The 19,811-nt window shown below is 69.4% G+C and carries 18 protein-coding genes; 10 read left to right on the top strand and 8 right to left on the bottom strand.

The features are described from left to right. The first annotated feature begins 43 nt into the window (after window positions 1-43). The 3 genes from leuC (at window position 44) to ACWF82_RS00175 (ending at window position 2,925) form a co-directional block, all read left to right on the top strand. Window positions 44-1,468 carry a 3-isopropylmalate dehydratase large subunit gene (gene leuC / locus ACWF82_RS00185; protein WP_452496424.1) on the top strand — a complete coding sequence of 475 codons (1,425 nt, stop codon included), beginning with the start codon at window positions 44-46 and terminating at the stop codon, window positions 1,466-1,468. 34 nt (window positions 1,469-1,502) lie between these two features. Next, window positions 1,503-2,111, top strand: a complete 609-nt coding sequence (gene leuD, locus ACWF82_RS00180; RefSeq protein ID WP_189024488.1) for a 3-isopropylmalate dehydratase small subunit — start codon at window positions 1,503-1,505, stop codon at window positions 2,109-2,111. Between the two features lie 157 nt (window positions 2,112-2,268). Then, entirely contained in the window at window positions 2,269-2,925 is a 657-nt protein-coding gene (locus tag ACWF82_RS00175) for an HU family DNA-binding protein (protein WP_189024485.1), read from the top strand. 122 nt (window positions 2,926-3,047) lie between these two features. On the opposite strand, the gene ACWF82_RS00170 is transcribed toward ACWF82_RS00175, so the two are convergent. The 3 genes from ACWF82_RS00170 to cofC all read right to left on the bottom strand — a co-directional run bounded on the left by ACWF82_RS00170 (window position 3,048) and on the right by cofC (window position 6,909). Next, a complete protein-coding gene (locus ACWF82_RS00170) occupies window positions 3,048-3,968 on the bottom strand; it encodes an NUDIX hydrolase (RefSeq protein WP_452496422.1) in 921 nt (306 codons plus the stop codon). Window positions 3,969-3,988: 20 nt separating this feature from the next. Beyond that, on the bottom strand, window positions 3,989-6,145 hold the full coding sequence (locus ACWF82_RS00165; protein ID WP_452496420.1) for an RNA degradosome polyphosphate kinase: 2,157 nt from the start codon (window positions 6,143-6,145) through the stop codon (window positions 3,989-3,991). Between the two features lie 83 nt (window positions 6,146-6,228). After that, window positions 6,229-6,909 (bottom strand): 2-phospho-L-lactate guanylyltransferase, encoded by a 681-nt coding sequence (gene cofC, locus ACWF82_RS00160; RefSeq protein WP_452496418.1) that lies wholly within the window; start codon window positions 6,907-6,909, stop codon window positions 6,229-6,231. A gap of 31 nt (window positions 6,910-6,940) precedes the next feature. Here cofC and ACWF82_RS00155 point away from each other — a divergent pair, with 31 nt between their 5' ends. Both ACWF82_RS00155 and ACWF82_RS00150 read left to right on the top strand, forming a co-directional pair. Beyond that, complete coding sequence (locus tag ACWF82_RS00155) at window positions 6,941-7,936, top strand: NAD(P)H-dependent glycerol-3-phosphate dehydrogenase (protein WP_452496416.1); 996 nt, start codon at window positions 6,941-6,943, stop codon at window positions 7,934-7,936. A gap of 43 nt (window positions 7,937-7,979) precedes the next feature. After that, a complete protein-coding gene (locus ACWF82_RS00150; protein ID WP_452496414.1) occupies window positions 7,980-9,074 on the top strand; it encodes a D-alanine--D-alanine ligase family protein in 1,095 nt (364 codons plus the stop codon). Between the two features lie 179 nt (window positions 9,075-9,253). On the opposite strand, the gene ACWF82_RS00145 is transcribed toward ACWF82_RS00150, so the two are convergent. Further along, window positions 9,254-10,165: a DUF3515 domain-containing protein gene (locus tag ACWF82_RS00145; RefSeq protein ID WP_452496412.1), complete on the bottom strand. Its 912-nt coding sequence runs from the start codon at window positions 10,163-10,165 to the stop codon at window positions 9,254-9,256. Between the two features lie 95 nt (window positions 10,166-10,260). Here ACWF82_RS00145 and ACWF82_RS00140 point away from each other — a divergent pair, with 95 nt between their 5' ends. Genes ACWF82_RS00140 through ACWF82_RS00130 form a run of 3 tightly spaced genes read left to right on the top strand, consistent with a single transcriptional unit; the run spans window position 10,261 to window position 12,261 of the window. Further along, the gene (locus ACWF82_RS00140; RefSeq protein WP_452496977.1) at window positions 10,261-11,265 is read left to right on the top strand and encodes a thiamine-phosphate kinase; all 1,005 of its coding nucleotides are present in this window, start codon (window positions 10,261-10,263) and stop codon (window positions 11,263-11,265) included. Window positions 11,266-11,276: 11 nt separating this feature from the next. After that, complete coding sequence (locus tag ACWF82_RS00135) at window positions 11,277-11,960, top strand: uracil-DNA glycosylase (protein ID WP_452496411.1); 684 nt, start codon at window positions 11,277-11,279, stop codon at window positions 11,958-11,960. Window positions 11,961-12,009: 49 nt separating this feature from the next. Next, the gene (locus ACWF82_RS00130; protein WP_378849454.1) at window positions 12,010-12,261 is read left to right on the top strand and encodes a hypothetical protein; all 252 of its coding nucleotides are present in this window, start codon (window positions 12,010-12,012) and stop codon (window positions 12,259-12,261) included. 182 nt (window positions 12,262-12,443) lie between these two features. Here ACWF82_RS00130 and ACWF82_RS00125 read toward each other — a convergent pair whose 3' ends face one another. From ACWF82_RS00125 to rpmB, 3 genes are all read right to left on the bottom strand, one after another. Continuing rightward, the gene (locus tag ACWF82_RS00125; RefSeq protein ID WP_452496409.1) at window positions 12,444-13,232 is read right to left on the bottom strand and encodes an enoyl-CoA hydratase/isomerase family protein; all 789 of its coding nucleotides are present in this window, start codon (window positions 13,230-13,232) and stop codon (window positions 12,444-12,446) included. A gap of 9 nt (window positions 13,233-13,241) precedes the next feature. Further along, window positions 13,242-13,703 (bottom strand): GNAT family N-acetyltransferase, encoded by a 462-nt coding sequence (locus ACWF82_RS00120; protein WP_452496408.1) that lies wholly within the window; start codon window positions 13,701-13,703, stop codon window positions 13,242-13,244. Between the two features lie 81 nt (window positions 13,704-13,784). Further along, entirely contained in the window at window positions 13,785-13,976 is a 192-nt protein-coding gene (rpmB, locus tag ACWF82_RS00115; protein WP_011210730.1) for a 50S ribosomal protein L28, read from the bottom strand. Between the two features lie 306 nt (window positions 13,977-14,282). On the opposite strand from rpmB, the gene ACWF82_RS00110 reads away from it, so the two are divergent. Then, complete coding sequence (locus tag ACWF82_RS00110) at window positions 14,283-16,085, top strand: DAK2 domain-containing protein (protein ID WP_452496406.1); 1,803 nt, start codon at window positions 14,283-14,285, stop codon at window positions 16,083-16,085. Then, complete coding sequence (gene recG, locus ACWF82_RS00105; protein ID WP_452496404.1) at window positions 16,085-18,349, top strand: ATP-dependent DNA helicase RecG; 2,265 nt, start codon at window positions 16,085-16,087, stop codon at window positions 18,347-18,349. Before ACWF82_RS00110 ends, recG begins: the two co-directional genes overlap by 1 nt. Window positions 18,350-18,352: 3 nt before the next feature. Here recG and ACWF82_RS00100 read toward each other — a convergent pair whose 3' ends face one another. Next, window positions 18,353-19,777, bottom strand: a complete 1,425-nt coding sequence (locus ACWF82_RS00100; RefSeq protein WP_452496402.1) for a short-chain fatty acyl-CoA regulator family protein — start codon at window positions 19,775-19,777, stop codon at window positions 18,353-18,355. Window positions 19,778-19,811: the final 34 nt, after the last annotated feature.

Here is a 19,811-nt window from a genome sequence, read left to right as displayed (position 1 = left end):
TATGTTGAGATACCAAGTATGCCCGTCGAAAGGTGATCAAGCCATGGCCGAGCGCGCCCGCACACTGGCCGAGAAGGTGTGGGAACAGCACGTCGTCACTACCGGTGCCGGCGAAGGTTCCTCCCGCGAACCCGACCTGATCTACATCGATCTGCACCTCGTGCACGAGGTGACCAGCCCGCAGGCCTTCGACGGGCTCCGCGCGGCGGGCAGGCCGGTACGCAGGCCTGATCTCACCATCGCCACCGAGGACCACAACGTCCCGACCACCGACATCGACAAGCCGATCGCCGACCCCGTCTCGCGCACCCAGGTGGAGACGCTGCGCCGCAACTGCGCCGAGTTCGGCGTCCGCCTGCACCCGATGGGCGATGTAGAGCAGGGCATCGTGCACGTGGTCGGCCCGCAGCTCGGCCTGACCCAGCCGGGCATGACCGTGGTGTGCGGCGACAGCCACACCTCCACCCACGGCGCGTTCGGCGCGCTGGCGATGGGTATCGGCACCAGCGAGGTCGAGCACGTGCTCGCCACCCAGACGCTGTCGCTGCGCCCGTTCAAGACGATGGCCATCACCGTCGACGGCGAATTGGCGCCCGGCGTCACGAGCAAGGACCTGATCCTGGCCGTGATCGCCCAGATCGGCACCGGCGGCGGCCAGGGCTATGTGCTGGAATACCGCGGCGAGGCGATCCGCAAGCTGTCGATGGAAGCGCGGATGACGATCTGCAACATGTCCATCGAGGCGGGCGCCCGTGCGGGCATGATCGCCCCGGACGAGGTGACCTACGAATTCCTGAAGGGCCGCCCGCACGCGCCGCAGGGCGCGGACTGGGACGCCGCGGTGGCCGCCTGGGAGGCGCTGAAGACCGACGAGGGCGCGGCTTTCGACGCCGAGGTCCATATCGACGCGAACACGCTGACCCCGTTCGTCACCTGGGGCACCAACCCGGGCCAGGGCCTGCCGCTGGGCGCGGACGTGCCGGATCCGGCCCAGATCGCCGACGAGAACGAGCGTGACGCCGCCGAGAAGGCGTTGCGCTACATGGACCTGACGCCGGGAATGCCGCTGCGTGCGGTCAGCGTGGACACCGTATTCGTCGGTTCCTGCACCAACGGCCGGATCGAGGATTTGCGTGCGGTCGCCGATGTTTTGAAGGGACGCCACGTCGCCGACGGCGTGCGAATGCTGGTCGTACCCGGGTCGATGAAGGTGCGCGCGCAGGCGGAAAAAGAAGGACTCGGCGAGATTTTCACCGCCGCGGGCGCGGAATGGCGCCAGGCGGGCTGCTCGATGTGCCTGGGCATGAATCCCGATCAGCTCGAGCCGGGCCAGCGCTGCGCGTCCACCTCGAACCGCAATTTCGAAGGCAGGCAGGGCAAGGGTGGCCGTACCCACCTGGTCTCGCCGCTGGTGGCGGCCGCCACCGCGGTCCGCGGAACCCTGTCCTCGCCCGCCGATCTGGCCTGAGCGCCCCGACCACCACGATCGAAGGAGAATCGTTATGGAAGCCTTCACTGTTCACAAAGGCATCGGGGTCCCGCTGCGCCGGTCCAATGTCGACACCGACCAGATCATCCCCGCCGTTTACCTGAAGCGGGTGACCCGCACTGGTTTCGAGGACGGCCTGTTCGCCGGTTGGCGGGCCGATCCGGACTTCATTCTGAACACCGAGCCCTACCGTCACGGCAGTGTTCTGGTGGCCGGCCCGGATTTCGGCACCGGTTCCTCGCGTGAGCACGCGGTGTGGGCGCTGTCGGACTACGGCTTTCGGGTGGTCATCTCGTCGCGTTTCGCCGACATCTTCCGTGGGAATGCGGGCAAGGGCGGCCTGTTGGCCGCGCAGATGTCACAGAACGATGTCGAAATGCTGTGGAAGCTGATGGAGGAACAGCCCGGCCTGGAATTGGTTGTCGACCTGACCGCGCGCACCGTGACGGCGGGAACCGTCGTGTTGCCGTTCGATATTGACGACTACACCCGGTGGCGTCTGCTGGAGGGTTTGGACGACATCGGGCTGACGCTGCGCCAGGCCGACGTCATCGGCGACTTCGAAAAGGGAAGGCCGTCATGGAAACCCGTGACGCTGCCGGAGCCTATTTCGCAAGCGTAATCACCACCGGGGATTGGCGGCGCATCCCCTGGGGGCGGTAGCTGGACGTGTGCTAAACCACATGAATTTTGGCGTGGCACATAGACTCTTGCTCAAACTGGGTTTACCGTGGTACCTAGTCGGTCCGACGACGGGCCATTAGTCTGCGGAGGATTCAATGAACAAGGCGGAACTGATCGACGTTCTGACCGAAAAGTTGGGTACGGACAGGCGCACGGCTACTGCGGCTGTCGAGAACGTGGTCGATACCATCGTCCGTGCCGTGCACAAAGGTCAAAGCGTCACCATCACCGGATTCGGTGTGTTCGAACAGCGCAAGCGTGCCCCCAGGGTTGCCCGTAACCCGCGTACCGGTGAAACCGTGAAGGTGAAGGCGACTTCGGTGCCTGCCTTCCGGCCGGGCGCTCAGTTCAAGGCGGTGATCGCGGGCAAGCAGAAGCTGGCCGCGTCCGGCCCCGCCGTCAAGCGTGGCGTGAACGCCCCGGTGGCGGCGAAGAAGGCGGCAGCCAAGAAGACGGCGGCCAAGAAGACCGCCGCCAAGAAGGCGACGCCGTCGAAGGGTCCGGCCAAGACCACCGCCCGTAAGGCAGCCACCAAGGCACCCGCCGCCAAGAAGACCACGACGGCGGCAGCGAAGAAGACCACCGCCGCCAAGAAGACCACGGCGGCAAAGAAAGTGACCGCGGCCAAGAAGGCGCCGGCGAAGAAGGTCACGGCGGCCAAGAAGACCACCGCGGCCAAGACCACGGCCGCCAAGAAGGCCCCCGCGAAGAAGACTGCTGCGAAGAAGACAGCCACCCGTCGTGCTCGTTGATCCCGCCGCAGCGGGATCAGGTCGGGGAATGTGCACGTAGGCCGCATCACCCACCACTGGACCGAGAACGGCCCCGGGAAACCGGGGCCGTTTCGGCTGTTTGAGGGCACTCAGGCCGGTACTCAGGCGGTGACGATGCCCGTCGACAGCGATCGGTCCATATGGTCGGCGGCGACCAATCGGTCCCCGACGAACGACAATGCCCAGACGCTGCCCTTGCGATTGCGGGCAGGCGGGAGCGTGAGCTCGCTGCGCTGCGCGAGCCACTGCACCAGATCGGGAATCACCCCGCCCTGACTGCACACCACCGGGACACCCCGATCCGTTACCAAAGACAGAAATCGTTGCCGCGCGGCGCTTTTCGCTGAATCGTAACCTTGCTCGGAAAACATTGGCTCGCAATTGATTTCGGCGTTCAACTGTTCCGCCAACGGTGTCACGGTTTGGATACAGCGCAGCGGATCGGCCGAATGGATCTCGGAAGCGCCGAACGCCAGCAGATTCGGCGTCAACGCCTTCGCCTGCTGCTCGCCGGCGGGCTCGAGCGGGCGCAACTCGTCGGGTCCGTCGAAGCGCGCGCGCTTGCCCGCCTTGGCGTGGCGCACCAGCAGCACCGTGTTCGTCGTCGCGGGCAGCCGGGCGAACATCCGCACGACCTGACGGTCCATCGGATACGACAGCTGATCCATCACCTGGTCGAGCGGGAACCAGCGCAGCTGGTCGACTTCGGCGTTGACGGCGAACTCGCCCGCCGCGGCTTCGGCGGCCCAGTAGTCGACCCGCTTGAGCTGCCGGTGGCCGGGGATCGGATAGGTGACGTGCCCGAGATAGCGCCCGAGCGTGCACGGCAGGCCCGTTTCCTCGCCGACCTCGCGGACCGCGGCGACGATCGGGGTCTCGCCGGGGTCGAGCTTGCCCTTGGGCAGCGACCAGTCGCCGTACTTGGGCCGGTGGATCACGGCGATTTCCGGCCCAGCGGCGCCGGTGCGCCACAGGACCGCACCCGCGGCATGGATGTTGGGCCGCACTCTGGGATCACGCATCGGTTTCTGTGCGCCCTTGCTCACGGCTGATCGGGGCGACGCAGCCGCATCAGGAACTGCTGGTGGTCGCGGACCCCGCCGGCGTCGGCCGCGGTCGGGCTGGCCTGCCAGGTGCCGTCGGGACCGAGCACCCAGCAGCGGGTCATCGGGTCGAGCGCCGAATCGAACACCATGGCGAGCTGTTCGATCAGGCGCGGATCCTTCACCTGCACCATGACCTCGACGCGGCGGTCGAGGTTGCGGTGCATCATGTCGGCGCTGCCGATCCAGGTCTGTTCCTGCGCGCCGAACTCGATCACCCGGGAGTGCTCGAGGAAGCGGCCCAGAATCGAGCGCACCTCGATGTTCTCGCTCAGGCCCGTCACGCCGGGGCGCAGGCCGCAGATGCCGCGCACCACGATCTGGACCGGCACACCCGCCTGGGAGGCCCGGTACAGCGCGTCGATGATCTGCTCGTCGACGATCGCGTTGGCCTTGATCCGGATCCGCGCGTCGAGTCCCTGCCCGGCCAGTTCGATCTCGCGGTCGATCCGGTCGATGATGCCCGCCCGCACACCGAGCGGGGCGACCATCAGATTGCGGTAGTCCTCCTTGCGGGAGTAACCGGTCAGCGAATTGAACAGGTCGGTCAGGTCGGCGCCGATCTCCGGTGCGGCCGTGAACAATCCGACGTCCTCGTACAGGCGCGCGGTCTTCGGGTTGTAGTTGCCGGTGCCGATGTGGCAGTAGCGGCGGATGGTCGAGCCCTCGCGGCGCACCACCAGGCAGGTCTTGCAGTGGGTCTTGAGGCCGATGAGGCCGTAGACGACGTGCACGCCCGCCTGTTCCAGCGCGCGCGCCCATTTGATGTTGGCCTGCTCGTCGAAGCGGGCCTTGATCTCGACCAGCGCGACGACCTGCTTGCCCGCCTCGGCGGCCTCGATCAGCGCGTTGATGATGGGCGAGTCACCGGAGGTGCGGTACAGCGTCTGCTTGATCGCGAGCACCTGCGGGTCGGCCGCGGCCTGCTCGATGAACCGCTGCACGCTGGTGGAGAACGAGTCGTAGGGGTGGTGCACCAGCACGTCGCCCTCGCGCAGCGCGGCGAAGACATTGCGCGGAGTCTCGCGCTCGCCGAAGGCCGCCGGGGTGGCCGGGACATACGGCGCGTCCTTGAGATCGGGACGGTCGACGCCGTAGACCTGCCAGAGGCAGGACAGGTCTAGCAGTCCGGGTACCTGGATGACGTCGGCGGGGTCGACCTCCAGCTCACGTAGTAGCAACTCCAGCATGTGCTCGGTCATGTCGTCGGAGACCTCGAGCCGCACCGGCTTGCCGAAACGGCGGCGGGCGAGTTCGCGTTCCATCGCCTGCAGCAGGTCTTCGTCGCGGTCCTCGTCGACCTCGAAATCGGCGTTGCGGGTGATCCGGAACGAATGCGTCTCCACCACGGTCAGACCGGGGAACAGCAGATCCAGGTGCGCGGCGATGAGGTCTTCCATCGGCAGGAACGCCGCGATCGCCGACGGCGCCGCGGTGCGCCGGACGCGGACGAACCGGTCGACATTGTCGGGCACCTTCACGCGGGCGAAATGCTCACCGCCGGTGCCAGCGTCCTTCACCGTCACGGCGAGGTTGAGGCTCAGGCCGGAGATGTAGGGGAACGGGTGCGCCGGGTCGACGGCCAGCGGGGTGAGCACGGGGAACACCTGGTCGGTGAAGTAGCCCGAAAGGCGCTGCCGTTCATCGTCGTCGAGGTCGGCCCAGCCGATGATGTCGATGCCCTCGGTGGCCAGCGCCGGATCGACGTCGTCGAGGAAGACGTTCGCGTGGCGCTCGGCGAGTTCCTGGGCGCGCGCGGTGATCATCTCCAGCTGTTCCGACGGGGAGCGGCCGTCGGCGGAGCGCACCGACAGACCGGTCTCGGCGCGACGTTTGAGCCCGGCGACGCGGACCATGTAGAACTCGTCGAGGTTCGAGGCGAAAATCGCCAGGAACTTGGCGCGTTCGAGCAGGGGCAGGGAGGCGTCCTCGGCGAGGGCGAGTACCCGGGCGTTGAAGTCGAGCCAGCTCAGTTCGCGGTTGAGATAGCGATCCCGGGGCAATCGCTGCGCGGTGGTGTCACCGCCCGAGGCGATGGCGGCCGCAGGTGGCGGGGAAATCGGGGGCTGCTGCTTGATGGTTTCCGTGTCGCTCACGCATCAATCATCCCCTAGATACCGGGCAGTCCGCAGCATGACACCGACCGGTTCGCCCGATGTGAACTGATCGCGGCGATCGGCTAGCACACGGTGCGGACGGGATCATCGATCCTTGCCGGGAGGCCGAATTCGCGGAGCGTGATCGTGGTGTGCGCGCCGACCCCGAGTGAACGGACGGTATCGAGGTCGGCGGGGGTGTCGACGTCGCAGCGCAGGCCGGGCCAGTGCCCGGTGAGAGGGTGTGCGCCGCCGTCACGGTGGGCGCGGGCGGAGTCGGCGCCGAAGCGCGGATCCAGTGCGGCGGTGGTGTCGCGGACCAGTAATGCCGCGGTGCCGGTGCCGGTGTGATCGATCACGACCGAGCGAATTCCGTCGGGCGCGACGGTGAGCAGGTCGGCGAGTTCGGCCGGGCGCAAAGCCGGGAGGTCGGCCTGCAGTGCCAGCAGATGGGCGGGGCCGTGCCGGTCGCGCACGTCGGCGGCGCCCGCGGCCAGGGCTGTGTTGAGCGGATCGTCGGCGCCCACCGGCTCGTCGAGCACGTACGCGCCGAGCTCGCGGGCGCGGGCGGCTACGAGCGGATCGGGCGTGACGACGGTCAGCGACAACACCTCGGGCACGGCGGTCGTCGCCGCGACGGTGTCGGTGAACATGGCCAGCACGAGCTGCCCGCGCTGCTCGGGAGTCAGCACGTCGGCCAGCCTGCTCTTGGCCCGATCGATGTGCTTGACCGCCATCACGGCGTGCACGGTGTGCGGACGCATGGGGTCAATCCTTCCATGGCATATTGAGCTGATGACGAGGGCGGCTGTTATGGGTGCGGGGTCGTGGGGCACCGCGTTCGCGAAGGTGTTGGCAGAGGCGGGGACCGATGTCACGATCTGGGCCAGACGAGCCGAGGTGGCGCAGGCGCTCGACACCGAGCATCGCAATCCGTTCTACCTGCCCGGCGTGCAGTTGCCACCGGTGCGGGCCACCGACGATCACATCGCCGCGCTGGCAGGCGCCGACCTGGTCGTGCTCGCCGTGCCGTCGCAGTCGCTGCGCGCGAATCTGGACCGGTGGAAGGGCGATATCGACCCCGACGCCACCCTGCTCAGTCTCGCCAAGGGCATCGAGACCGGCACGCTGCTGCGGATGAGTCAGGTGATCGCGGAGGTCACCGGGGCCGAGCCGGGACGCATCGCGGTGCTGTCGGGGCCGAACCTGGCCGGTGAGATCGTGCAATGTCAGCCCGCGGCGACGGTGATCGCGTGCACCGACACCGAGCGCGCCGGGGTGGCGCAGCGGGCCTGCGCCACCGGATATTTCCGGCCGTACACCAACACCGATGTGATCGGCTGCGAGATCGGTGGCGCGTGCAAGAACGTCATCGCGCTGGCCTGTGGCATCGCCTCGGGGATGGGGCTGGGCGACAACACCGTCGCCAGCCTGATCACCCGCGGGCTGGCCGAGGTCATCCGGCTCGGGGTCGCGCTCGGGGCGCAGCCGGTCACCCTGGCCGGGCTCGCCGGTGTCGGCGATCTCGTGGCTACCTGCACCTCGCCGCTGTCGCGCAACCGGTCCTTCGGCCATGTGCTCGGCGCGGGCGGGTCGATGCAGGCCGCGCAGGAAGCGACCAATGGGCAGGTCGCCGAAGGTGTGAAGTCGTGCACATCGGTGCGGGCTCTTGCCGCCGCACATCAGGTGGAGATGCCGCTGACCGACGCGGTGCACCGGGTGTGCCACGAGGGACTTTCGGTGCGTGAGGCGGTCGACAGTTTGCTCGGCAGGCGGATCAAACCCGAGTAGGGCGATAGCGCCGCGAACCGGGCAAACAGTTACGGTGACGTTCATGACGAACCGGATCAGGGTGGCCGTGGTTTTCGGCGGGCGCAGCAGCGAGCACGCCGTCTCGTGTGTGTCGGCGAGCAGCGTGCTGCGCAACCTCGATCCAGAACGCTACGAGGTGGTGCCGATCGGGATCACCGCCGACGGCGGCTGGGTGCTCGCCGACGGCATCGGCGAACTCGCGCTCAGCCACGGTTCGCTGCCCGCGGTCGACGCGGCGGGCACCGCGCTCACCCTGGCCGCCGATCCGAGCCGCTCCGGTGCGCTGGTGGCGCTCGACGATCCCTCGGCCGCGCTGGGCCGGGTCGACGTGGTGTTCCCGATCCTGCACGGTCCGTTCGGCGAGGACGGGACCTTACAGGGCATGCTCGAGTTAGCCGGCGTCCCCTACGTGGGGGCGGGCGTGCTGGCCAGTGCCGCGGGCATGGACAAGGAGTTCACCAAGAAATTGCTGGCGGCCGAGGGGTTGCCGGTCGGCGTGCAGGTCGTGCTGCGGCCGGGTACCGCGACGCTGACCGAGGCGCAGCGGGCCCGGATCGGTCTGCCCGCGTTCGTGAAGCCGGCGCGTGGTGGGTCATCGATCGGCATCACCAAGATCACCGACTGGGCCGGTCTCGACGCCGCGATCGCCGCGGCGCGCGAGCACGATCCGAAGGTGATCGTCGAAGCGGGCATCGTCGGCAGGGAAGTCGAGTGCGGCGTGCTGGAATTCGCCGACGGCCAGGTGCGGGCCAGCGTGGTCTCCGAGATCCGGATGCCCGACGCCGATGCCGCCGCCCCCGAGTTCTACGACTTCGCCACCAAATACCTCGACGACGTGTGCGAATTCGATGTGCCCGCCAAGCTCGACGACGCGGTCGCCGACCAGATCCGCGAGCTGTCGGTGGCGGCCTTCCGCGCACTGGACTGCCAGGGGCTGGCGCGGGTCGACTTCTTCGTCACCGCGGACGGTCCGGTGATCAACGAGATCAACACCATGCCCGGGTTCACCCCGATCTCGCAGTACCCGCGGATGTGGGAAGCGACCGGGATCGACTACCCGGCGCTGGTGTCGACGCTGATCGAGACAGCCGTGGCGCGCGGCACCGGCCTGCGCTGAGCTGTGTCTTCGGCGGCTGGCGCCGCGGGTTTTCGGCCTCGTGACCTCGCATCCGAGGGGCGATACTGCGCCTTCGGCGTTACGTCTCGCCCCTCGGATGCGAGGCGGCCGAAAACGTGGTGGTTGCGACTCGCCCCGCACGGTTCGGCGACGCGATCTCCTGGCGCCGAACGCCGAAACTACAGTTCGCCCGGGTTCGGTTGGCGGGCGGGCAGATTCGCGGTGATGACGTCGGACACCGTGGTGATCGCGCCCGTTCCCGAGCCGTCGGGGACGGTCAGGGCGATGTAGGTTTCGCGGTCGACGGCGAACCAGGTGCCGACCTTGCCGACCTCGTCGCGGACCTGGAACCACTGCACGCCGTTGATCTCGGTCAGCGTGGACGCGCGGTTGAATTCCAGTGGCCGGTCCAGGCCGCAGCGCAGGACGATCGGTTCGCCGCCGTCGGGGTGCTGCCAGGCGCGGGTGGCGGGCGGCGCCGGTTCGACGAGGGTGGACTTGGTGTAGTCGCCGAGGTCGGCGGGCAGGGCAGGGAGCAGGGCCTGGCAGGCGGGGCCGTCGGCGGCGGGGGCGGGGACCGGGCCGAGGGGGAGGGGTTCGCGTTCGACGGGGGCGCGCAGGGCGAGGAAGGCGGCTGCGAGGACGCCGACGATCAGGACGATCGGGAGGGCGACGGCGGTGGCGATCAGCGCGGGGGAGTAGGGCGTCGACGCATCTTCGTCATCCGCATCCGCATCCGCATCCGCATCCGCATCCGCATCCGCATCCGCATCCGCATCCGCATCCGGCTTCGCATCGGCCTCGGAGTCGGCCTCCTGCGTCGCGTCGGAGTCGGCGTCCGGCTTCGCGTCGGCGTCTGCGTTCGCATCGGCATCCGGCTTCGCACCCGCACTTGCGTCCGGCATCGCGTCGCTGTCGGTGGCGGGACCGGTGTCGGTCGATGCGGCGCGCGCGTTCGCCGCCGAATCGGCATCCGAGCCGGTCGTCGGCTCGTCCGTCGAGGACTCGGCTGGGGTGTCAGGAGCGTCTCCGGTCGGTGACGTGCCGTCCCGATCGTCCGCGCCTGTCGAGTCCGACGAATCCGCCGCCATAACCGTCCGGTCCTTTCCGTTGTGTCCGATCGCCTCCGAAAGGGTACCGTCGGGGCGATTTCGTCGGTCGTCAGCACAGTGGGAAGGGGCCGGTCATCAGCGAGGACAGCCGTCCGCAGACGGTGCGTGAGCTGGGTGAGTTCGCCTTGATCGACCGGATCAACGCGGGCAGGCAGCAGGCGGCGCACGTCCTGCTCGGACCCGGTGACGACGCCGCGCTGGTCGCCGCGCCCGACGGCCGGTTCGTGGTGAGCACCGACATGCTCGTCGAGGGCAGGCACTTCCGGCTCGACTGGTCGGCGCCCGAGGAGATCGGCCGCAAGGCCATCGCCCAGAACGCCGCCGACATCGTGGCCATGGGCGCGCGTCCGACGGCGTTCGTGGTCGCGCTCGGCTGTCCTGCCGACACCCCGGTGCCGGTGGTGGAGGGCATCGCCGACGGCATGTGGGCCGAGGCGGGGCGCGCGGGCGGGTCGATCGCGGGCGGTGATCTGGTGCTGAGCGAGCAGCTGGTCGTCTCGGTGACCGCGTTCGGTGACCTCGGTGGGCAGGCGGCGATCACCCGCGCGGGCGCCGAGGCAGGCGATATCGTCGCGGTCGCAGGGGAACTCGGCTGGTCGGGTGCGGGGCTTACCGTATTGTCCGGCGGCGCAGACCCTTCCGATCCGGCCTTCGCGCATGCCCTTGCGGCGCATCGCGTTCCGCAGCCGCCGTATGGGGCCGTGCTGGATGTGGTCGGCGGCTCGATCCCGAACGCGCTCACCGATGTCTCCGACGGATTGCTGGCCGACCTCGGCCATCTCGCCGCCGCCTCCGGGGTCGCGATCGACGTGCACAGTGCGGCGCTGGCCGATCCCGAACTGGGCGCGGTCGCCCGTCTGCTCGATGCCGATGCGGCGCAATGGATTCTGGCGGGCGGCGAGGACCACGCTTTCGCGGGAACCTGGCCCGCAGGCACGGCGCTGCCGCCCGGCTGGCGGCCGATCGGGGTCGTCACCGCAGGCAGCGGCGTCACCGTGGACGGTGCGCGGCCCGCGGGCGGCACCGGCTGGGAATCGTTCCGTGGGGCGGACGCCACACCCACCGGCCGGAAACGATAGGTTGTGCGGTCATGGGTGCCAAACCACTGTCGGACATCATCGATCCGGGCTGGGCCCGGGCACTGGAACCGGTCGCCGACCGGATCAGCGAGATGGGCGAATTCCTGCGCGCGGAGAACGCTGCGGGTCGCGGCTATCTACCGGTCGGGGAGAACGTGCTGCGCGCGTTCCGGCGCCCGTTCGACGCGGTGCGCGTGCTGATCGTCGGCCAGGATCCCTACCCGACCCCGGGCCACGCCATGGGCCTGAGTTTCTCTGTCGCGCCGGATGTTTCGCCGGTGCCGCGCAGCCTGTCCAACATCTTCGCCGAGTACAGCAAGGACCTCGGCTTCGATACGCCGAGCTGCGGTGACCTGAGCCCGTGGTCGGATCAGGGTGTGCTGCTGCTGAACCGGGTGCTCACCGTCACCCCCGGTACGCCTGCCTCGCATCGCGGCAAGGGCTGGGAAGCGGTCACCGAGCAGGCCATCCGGGCGCTGGTCGCGCGGGACGAACCGCTCGTCGCCGTGCTGTGGGGCCGCGACGCGGGCTCGCTCAAACCCACCCTCACCGAGGCCGAGATTCCCTATATCGAATCGGCGCACCCCTCACCGCTGTCGGCTTCGCGTGGCTTCTTCGGTTCGCGACCCTTCTCCCGGGTCAACGAACTGCTCGACGAACTGGGCGCCGAACCAGTCGATTGGCGGCTGCCCTGACCCGGGGCGTCGCCCGCACCAGAAGAAAATGATGAAGGAGCACAACCGCATGCACATCACGACCGTTCGCGCTGCCGTCGCGACCGCCGCCGTCGCCGCCGCCCTCACCGCGGGCGCCGCCTCGGCCAACGCGGCCGGGCTCGCCCTCGAGCCTTACGACGAGCAGGCCGCGCCGGTGGCCACCAGCCAGATCGGTGAGGAATGGACCTCCACCGGCACCTCCACCATCTCCGCCGGCGTGAACGCGAAGGTGACCTGCCTGCTGCAGAACACCTTCAGCGCCCTCGGCGCAGCCTGCTGAATCTTTGGCGGCTGGCGCCGCGGGGTTTCGGCCTCGTGACCTCACCGCCGAGGGGCGATACTGCGCCTGCGGCGTTCCGTATCGCCCCTCGGCGGCGAGGCGGCCGAAACCGTTGTGGTCGCCTCGGCCGCGGGGCATTGTTGCCTCGTGCGGGCCAGTCCAGTCGTGGGGCTGGTTGCTGATCAGTTGAGTCCGAGGTAGTTCGGCTTGCGCTTGCCGACGAAGGCATCGACGCCTTCGCGGCCCGTGGCGTTGTTCGCGGCGGCGGAGATGCTGTCGCGTTCGGCGTCGAGCTGCTGGTCCAGGGTCGCCGTTGGCGATTGGGCCAGCAGCTTTTTCATGGCCGAGTAGGTGGCGCGGGGGCCGGAGACGAAACTCTGGGCGACGCGCAGGGCCTCGGCGCGGACCTCGTCGTCGGCGACGGTGCGGCTCAGGATGCCGAGACGCACGGCCTCCTCGGCGCCGATCACGGCGTCGGTGAGCAGGATCTCCCGCGCGCGGCTCGCGCCGACGATGCGGGGCAGCAGCCAGGACATGCCGCCGTCGGGGCTCAGGCCGATGCCGGGGTAGGCGGGGCGCAGCTTGGTCGACGGGCCACCGATGGCGATGTCGGCGGCGCACACCAGGCTCATGCCCGCGCCCGCGGCCCAGCCGTGCACCGAGGCGACGACCGGAACGGGGGTCGCAGCCAGTGCGCGCACGAACTCGTGCAGCTCGTCGGCCAGCTTGTACAGGTAGGCGCCGCGGTCGTCGGCACCGGCGAAGTGATGGACGTTGCCGCCCGCGCAGAAATTGGCGCCGGCACCGGTCAGCAGCACGGCGCCGACCTCGGAGTCGAGCGAGCGCAGAGCTTCGGTGCCCTGATTGATCAGGTCGAAATTCATCGAGGTGCCCGCCGCGGCGGTGGCGATCGTCAGTTGCAGCACGCCGTCGACGAGGGTGACGGCGGTGACCGGTTCGGTGGTACTCATGGCGTCACCCTAGCGAGGGCCTCGGCGCCACAACTGTTCGGGCAGCAGGGTGAAGGGGTCGACGCGGCGGACGCCGGTGTCGGCGAAGCCGTGCCTGCGATAGAAGGCGTGGGCGCGTGGATAGTCGCCGAAGACCCACAGCGTGCACGGTGAACCCGGCGCGGCGGCGTCGATCAGGGCGTCGGCGACGCCGGTGCCGTGCCACGCGGCGCGGACGTAGAGGGCTTCCAGTTCCGTGTCGGTCGCGGCGGCGAAGCCGATCAGCCGGTCACCGGCCAGCGCGATCGGCAACCGGTGGATCCCGTCGGTACGGCGGCGTTCCCAGGTGGCGGCGGAGCGTTCGAGGTCGAATCCGGCGAGCACATGACCGGGGACGAGGGCGTCGTAGGCCTCGCGCCAGCTCGCGATGTGGCAGGCGGCGAGTGCGGTGACGCGCTCGGCGGTCAGTGTCTCGATCCGCCAGTCAGGCACACCGGCCCCCATCGACGACAAAGCCCCGGATCACCCACGCGGGGTGCCGGGGCACTGTCGGCAGAATGTACGGGCTGAGAATCAGCCGCGGACGACCTTGCCCGCCTTCAGGCAGGAGGTGCACACGTTCATCCGGCGGGTGTTGCCAGGGGCAACCTGCGCACGCACGGTCTGGATGTTCGGGTTCCAGCGACGGTTGGTGCGCCGGTGCGAGTGCGAGACCGACTTCCCGAAACCGGGGCCCTTGGCGCAGACGTCGCAAACGGCAGCCATGTCGCGAGCTCCTTCATGTCATAAGCGGACAGCGGTGCACGTATGCCCGCTGAACCGGAAACTGATGTCGTCAAATGCCTTGCCGACTTACGTCGGCCAGCGCAGACCGGGATCGGCCGCACAAGGCAACCCTGCAAGGGTAGCTGGCCGGGCCGTGATCTTCCAAACCGGGTGTCCCGGTCGACACGCCGGGCACGGCCCGGATGCCGGGCCCGTCCGCGGTCAGCATACCGCTGTCGGCGGCTGCCGCTAACCTGGCGTGCGGTGCTCGGCGGGCGGGCACACAGAACGGGGAGCGAGGTGGCGGTGTCGCACGTGCGGGAGGCGCTGGACGGCGCCGATCTTTTGGCCTGGGCCCGGACCTGCCGCACCGACCTGGAACTACGCCGCGCCGAGATCGACGCGCTCAATGTGTTCCCCATCGCCGACTCCGACACCGGAACGAACCTGCTCGCCACGGTGCGGGCGGCGGTCGCCACCGCTGAGCGGGCGATGCCAGGGTCCGCGGATGTCAACCCGGCCGCGGGCAACGGCCCGGCCACCGGCAGCGGCCGGGCCGCAGGCGTCGACCCGGGCGCGGGCGGTGGCCCGTCCGCATATCTGGTCGCGCAGGCGCTCGCGCGCGGAGCGACGATCGGTGCTCGGGGGAACTCCGGGATCATCCTGTCGCAAGTGCTGCGCGGGATCGCCGAATCGGTCGCCGCAGGCCCGCTGACCGGTGAACGGCTGCGCACGGCGTTGCATCGGGCGGCGGTGCTCGTGCGCACCGGACTGAGCGCCCCTGTCGAAGGCACGATCCTGACTGTCCTCGAGCGCGCCGCGGTCGCCGCCGCCGAATCGGTGGACCCCGCCCTCCTCACCGTCGCCCAATCGGCCGCCGACGGCGCCGCGCGTGCGCTGAACGAGACGCCGGCGCAGCTGGGCGTACTGCGCGCGGCCGGAGTGGTCGACGCCGGAGCAAGGGGACTGCTCGTACTGCTCGACAGCCTCGTGGCCCAGATCTGCGGTGCGGCCCCCGCCAGGCACAGCTATACCCGCGATCACGAGGACGACGGGCCGCGGCGCGGAAGTGGTGACGAACGCGCCGACGGTGACGTCGACCACCATGATCAATCCTCCGACCCCCACTTCGAGGTCATGTACGTGATCGCGCAGGCCGACGAGACGGCCGCGGGCACCCTGCGCGACCGCCTCGCCGTCCTCGGCGATTCGGTGGTCGTGGTCGGCGACGGTGACCACACCTGGTCGGCGCACGTGCACTGCCGCGACGCGGGCGCGGCGATCGAAGCCGGACTCGCGATCGGCACCGTCACCGGCATCCGCATCGAGAGTTTCGCGGTGACCGCGCCCCACGGGGCGAGCCACGAGGACCACCGGGACCGCGCCGGAGCCGTGCCGCAGGGCAACGGCCACCAGGATCTCGCGGTACCGGCCCGGCGGCCCGACGGTCTCGCCGACCGCGGCATTCTCGCCGTGGCATCCGGTGCGGCGGCCGCCCGCCTGTTCGAAGACGCGGGCGCGGTGGTGCTGCACGGCGACCGGCAGCTCGACACCACCGCGCTGCTGACCGCGATCCGCGCGATGCCGCACCGGGAAGTCCTGGTCCTGCCCAACGGCGCGCTGCCCGCGCAGGAACTCGTCGCCGCCGGTGTGGCCGCCCGTGACGGGTCACGTGATGTCCTGCTGCTGCCGAGCGCGTCGATGGTGCAGGGCCTGGCCGCGCTGGCGGTCCATGATCGCGGGCGGATCGCGGTCGACGACGCGTTCGCGATGTCGGAGGCGGCCGCGACCACGCGATGGGGCGCGCTGCGGGCGGCCAGGGTGCGCGCCTTGACCATGGTCGGAATGTGTTCGCCCGGTGACGGACTCGGCCTCGTCGGCCACGACGTGGTGGTGATCGACCCCGACGTGGTCGGCGCGGGACGCATCCTGCTGGACCGGATGCTCGGTCTCGGTGGCGAATTGGTGACCCTGCTGATGGGCGCCGACGCCGGCCCCGAACTGGGCGCGGTCCTGGCCGATCACGTGACGGCCGGTTTCCCCGGAGTCGAGGTCGTGGTGTATTCCGGTGGGCAGCAAGCGGATCTGGTGCAGATAGGGGTCGAGTGATGGCGACGTTGAGTGACCGGCTCGACCACGTGCTTGGCGTGAAGGCGGCCGACCGGCTGACCGAGGCCTTCGACATGACCACGGTCGAGGACCTGCTGCGCCACTATCCGGCGCGCTACGCCACCCAGGGGCAGCCGCTCACCGAGGAGGAACCGGAGGAGAGCGCGCACATCACCGTCATCGGCCGGATCACCAAAACCGAACTGCGCCCGATGAAGAACCGCCGCGGCTCGCTGCTGAAGGTACAGCTCGACACCGGCGCCGCGCGCCCGATCGAGGCCACCTTCTTCAACGGCGACAAGGTGCGCTACCTGGTGAAAGAGGGTGTGCGGGCGATGATGTCGGGCACCGTGCACTGGTGGCGCCCCGACCGCTGGAACCTCTCGCACCCGGACTATCTGATCCTGCCCGACAAGGCCGAGGCCGGCGTCGAGGAGCTCACCTCCGTGCGAGGCAGCGGTGCGCTGCGGGGTCTGGCGCAGAGTGCGAAAGGCGCGGGGGGAGTGGACGCGGCGTTCTTCGAGCGCGAGTTCGTCCCGGTCTATCCGGCGACGGCGAAGGTACAGAGCTGGGACCTGCTGGCCTGTATCCGCCAGGTGCTCGACCAGCTCGACCCGATCGACGACCCGCTGCCCGCCGACCTGCGCGAGGAACGCAACCTCCTCGAGGTCTCCGACGCGCTGCGCCTGATCCACCTGCCCGAACACAAGCTCGACATCGAGAAGGCAAGGGACCGGCTGCGTTTCGACGAGGCGCTGGCGCTGCAACTGGTGCTGGCCGAGCGCAGGCACGAGGTCGAGGGCCGCACCGCCCCCGCGTGCCCGCCGAGCTCCGCCGGCATCGCCGCCGCCTTCGACGACCGGCTGCCGTTCGAACTGACCGAGGGTCAGCGGCAGGTGATCGACGAGATCTCCGCCGACCTGTCGCGCACCCGCCCGATGCATCGGCTGCTGCAGGGTGAGGTGGGTTCGGGCAAGACGATCGTCGCGCTGCACGCGATGCTGCAGGTGGTCGACTCCGGACGGCAGTGTGCGCTGCTCGCGCCGACCGAAGTCCTTGCCGCCCAGCACTATCGTTCGCTGCGGGCGATGCTCGGCGACCTCGGCACCGCAGGGGAGCTCGGTGCGGCCGAGCAGTCCACCAAGGTCGTGCTGCTGACCGGATCGATGACCGCGGCGGCGAAGAAGACGGCGCTGCTGGACGCGATGACCGGCGAGGCCGGCATCGTCATCGGCACCCACGCGCTCATCCAGGACGCGGTCGAGTTCTTCGACCTCGGCCTTGTGGTGGTCGACGAGCAGCACCGTTTCGGCGTCGAACAGCGAGACGCGTTGCGGGCCAAGGCGAAAGGCGGCATCAGTCCGCATCTGCTCGTCATGACCGCGACCCCCATTCCGCGCACCATCGCGATGACCACCCTCGGCGACCTGGAGACCTCCACCCTCACCCAGCTGCCGCGTGGCCGCTCGCCGATCGTGTCGAAAGTCGTTCCGCGCAAACTGCATCCGGGCTGGGTCGACCGCGCGTGGGAGCGCATTCTCGAGGAAGTCGGCGCGGGCAGGCAGGCATACGTGGTGTGCTCGCGCATCGGCGAGGACCCCGATGCTCCGCCTGCCAAGGGCAAGAAGTCGGCGGAGGAGAAGGAAGGGCCGACCACGCAGGCGGCGGTCGACATGTACGAGACGCTGAGCGCGGGACCGCTGGCCGGAGTCCGGGTCGGCCTGCTGCACGGCAGGCTGCCCGCCGACGAGAAGGACCAGGTGATGCGCCAGTTCAACGACGGCGCCATCGATGTCCTGGTCTGCACCACGGTCGTCGAGGTCGGTGTCGACGTGCCGAACGCGACGGTGATGGTGATCGTCGACGCCGACCGGTTCGGCGTCAGCCAGCTGCATCAGCTGCGCGGCCGGATCGGCCGTGGCAAGCACCCCGGCCTGTGCCTGCTCGTCACCGATGCCGCCCCGGGCGGGACGGCGATGGCCCGGCTCGAGGCGGTCGCCGCGACCACCGACGGCTTCGAACTCTCGGTGCTCGACCTGCGTCAGCGCCGCGAGGGTGACGTGCTTGGCGCCGCCCAATCCGGCACCGCTCGCTCGCTGCGACTGCTGTCGCTGCTCGACGACCTCGAGGTGATCACCGCGGCCCAGGAGCTGGCCAGGCAGGTCGTCGCCGACGACCCCGGCCTGGTGAAGCATCCCGGCCTGGCTGGCATGATGGACGCCGCCGTCGACGGCGAACGCATCGAATACCTCGCGAAGTCCTGACGCTCAGCGCGGCAGGCGCGGATACGGCAGATCGGTGCTGGTGTGCTCGGCCACCGACAGCGGCCGCCCGATCTGCGGGAACGCGCGCTGCGGGCACGAGGGCCGCTCGCACACCTTGCAGCCGGCCCCGATCGGGACCGCCACCTGCGGGTCGTCGAGCTGCATGCCCTGGGAGTACACCAGCCGGTCGGCGTATTCGATATCGCAGCCGAGCCCGATGACGAAGTTCTTCGACGCCGCCCCGAACCCCTGGGCGCTGGCCGGGGTGGTGCGGGCGATCCACAGGTAGCGGCGCCCGTCGGGCATCTCCGAGATCTGGGTGAGGATCCTGCCCGGATGCGCGAACGCCTCGTGGGTGACCCACAGCGGGCAGCTGCCGCCAACCCGGGAGAAATGGAACGCGGTGGCGGACTGGCGTTTCGAGATATTGCCCGCCCTGTCCGTACGGACCAGGAAGAACGGGACACCGCGCTGACCCTGTCGTTGCAGCGTGCTGAGCCGGTGGCAGACCGTCTCGAAACCGACCTCGAACCGCAGGGCGAGCAGGTCGGCGTCGTAGCGCAATTCCTCGGCCGACCGCAGGAACCGCCCGTAGGGCAGGATCAGCGCGCCCGCGAAATAGTTGGCCAGCCCGACCCTGGCCAGGGTGCGGGATTCGCCGGTGAGCCCCCTGGACTCGGCGAGCACATTGTCGATCTCGCGACCGTAGAGCAGCAGGCCGAGGGTGGTGGCGATCTGGAAGGCACGCTGGCCGGGACGCAGCCGCCTGGCCAGGGTGAGCGTGCGGGTGTCGGGGTCGTAGTGGCGTTTCGGGATGGTCGGGTCGGCACCGTCGCCGCGGACCAGCACGGTGACACCGGCGCGTTCCTCGGCGATCCTGGCCAGCTGGCGATCCAGCGAGCCGATGCTCAGCCCGGATTCCTCGAAGAGCTGCTCGGCCGCGTGATCGAGGGTGGAGATGTGGTTGCGGTGGTCGTAGAAGAAGTCCCGCACGTCCTCGTACGGCATCGGGGTACCCGGCGCGCCGCTGGGCGTGTCGACCCGCGACGACAGCAGGTCGAGCTGATCGGTGGCCGCGCGCAACCGCCGGTGCATGGCGATGACGATCCGCGCGACCTCGGGCAGCCGGGTCGCGAGTTCCTCGACTTCGGTGATCGGCGCGGTGTCGCCGCCTCCCGCGGCTTCGACGAGCACCTCGTGCAGATCCGAGACCAGGCGCGCGTCGGAGTCGGCGGCGAAGAACTGCACATCCAGATCGAAGGTCGAGTTCAGTTTCAGCAGAACGGGAATGGTGAGCGGGCGCTGATCGCGCTCGAGCTGATTGAGATAGCTGGGGGAAAGATCCAGCGATTTCGCGAGCGCCGCCTGAGTCATCCGTCGTTCTTCACGCAGCCGTCGTAGCCTGGCCCCCGCGTACATCTTCCGCACGCGGAGATCCTAACTCTCCGGGTTTGCAATGTTC

The organism is Nocardia sp. NPDC055053 (assembly GCF_053608285.1).
This window is presented reverse-complemented; position numbering and strand designations above follow the sequence as displayed.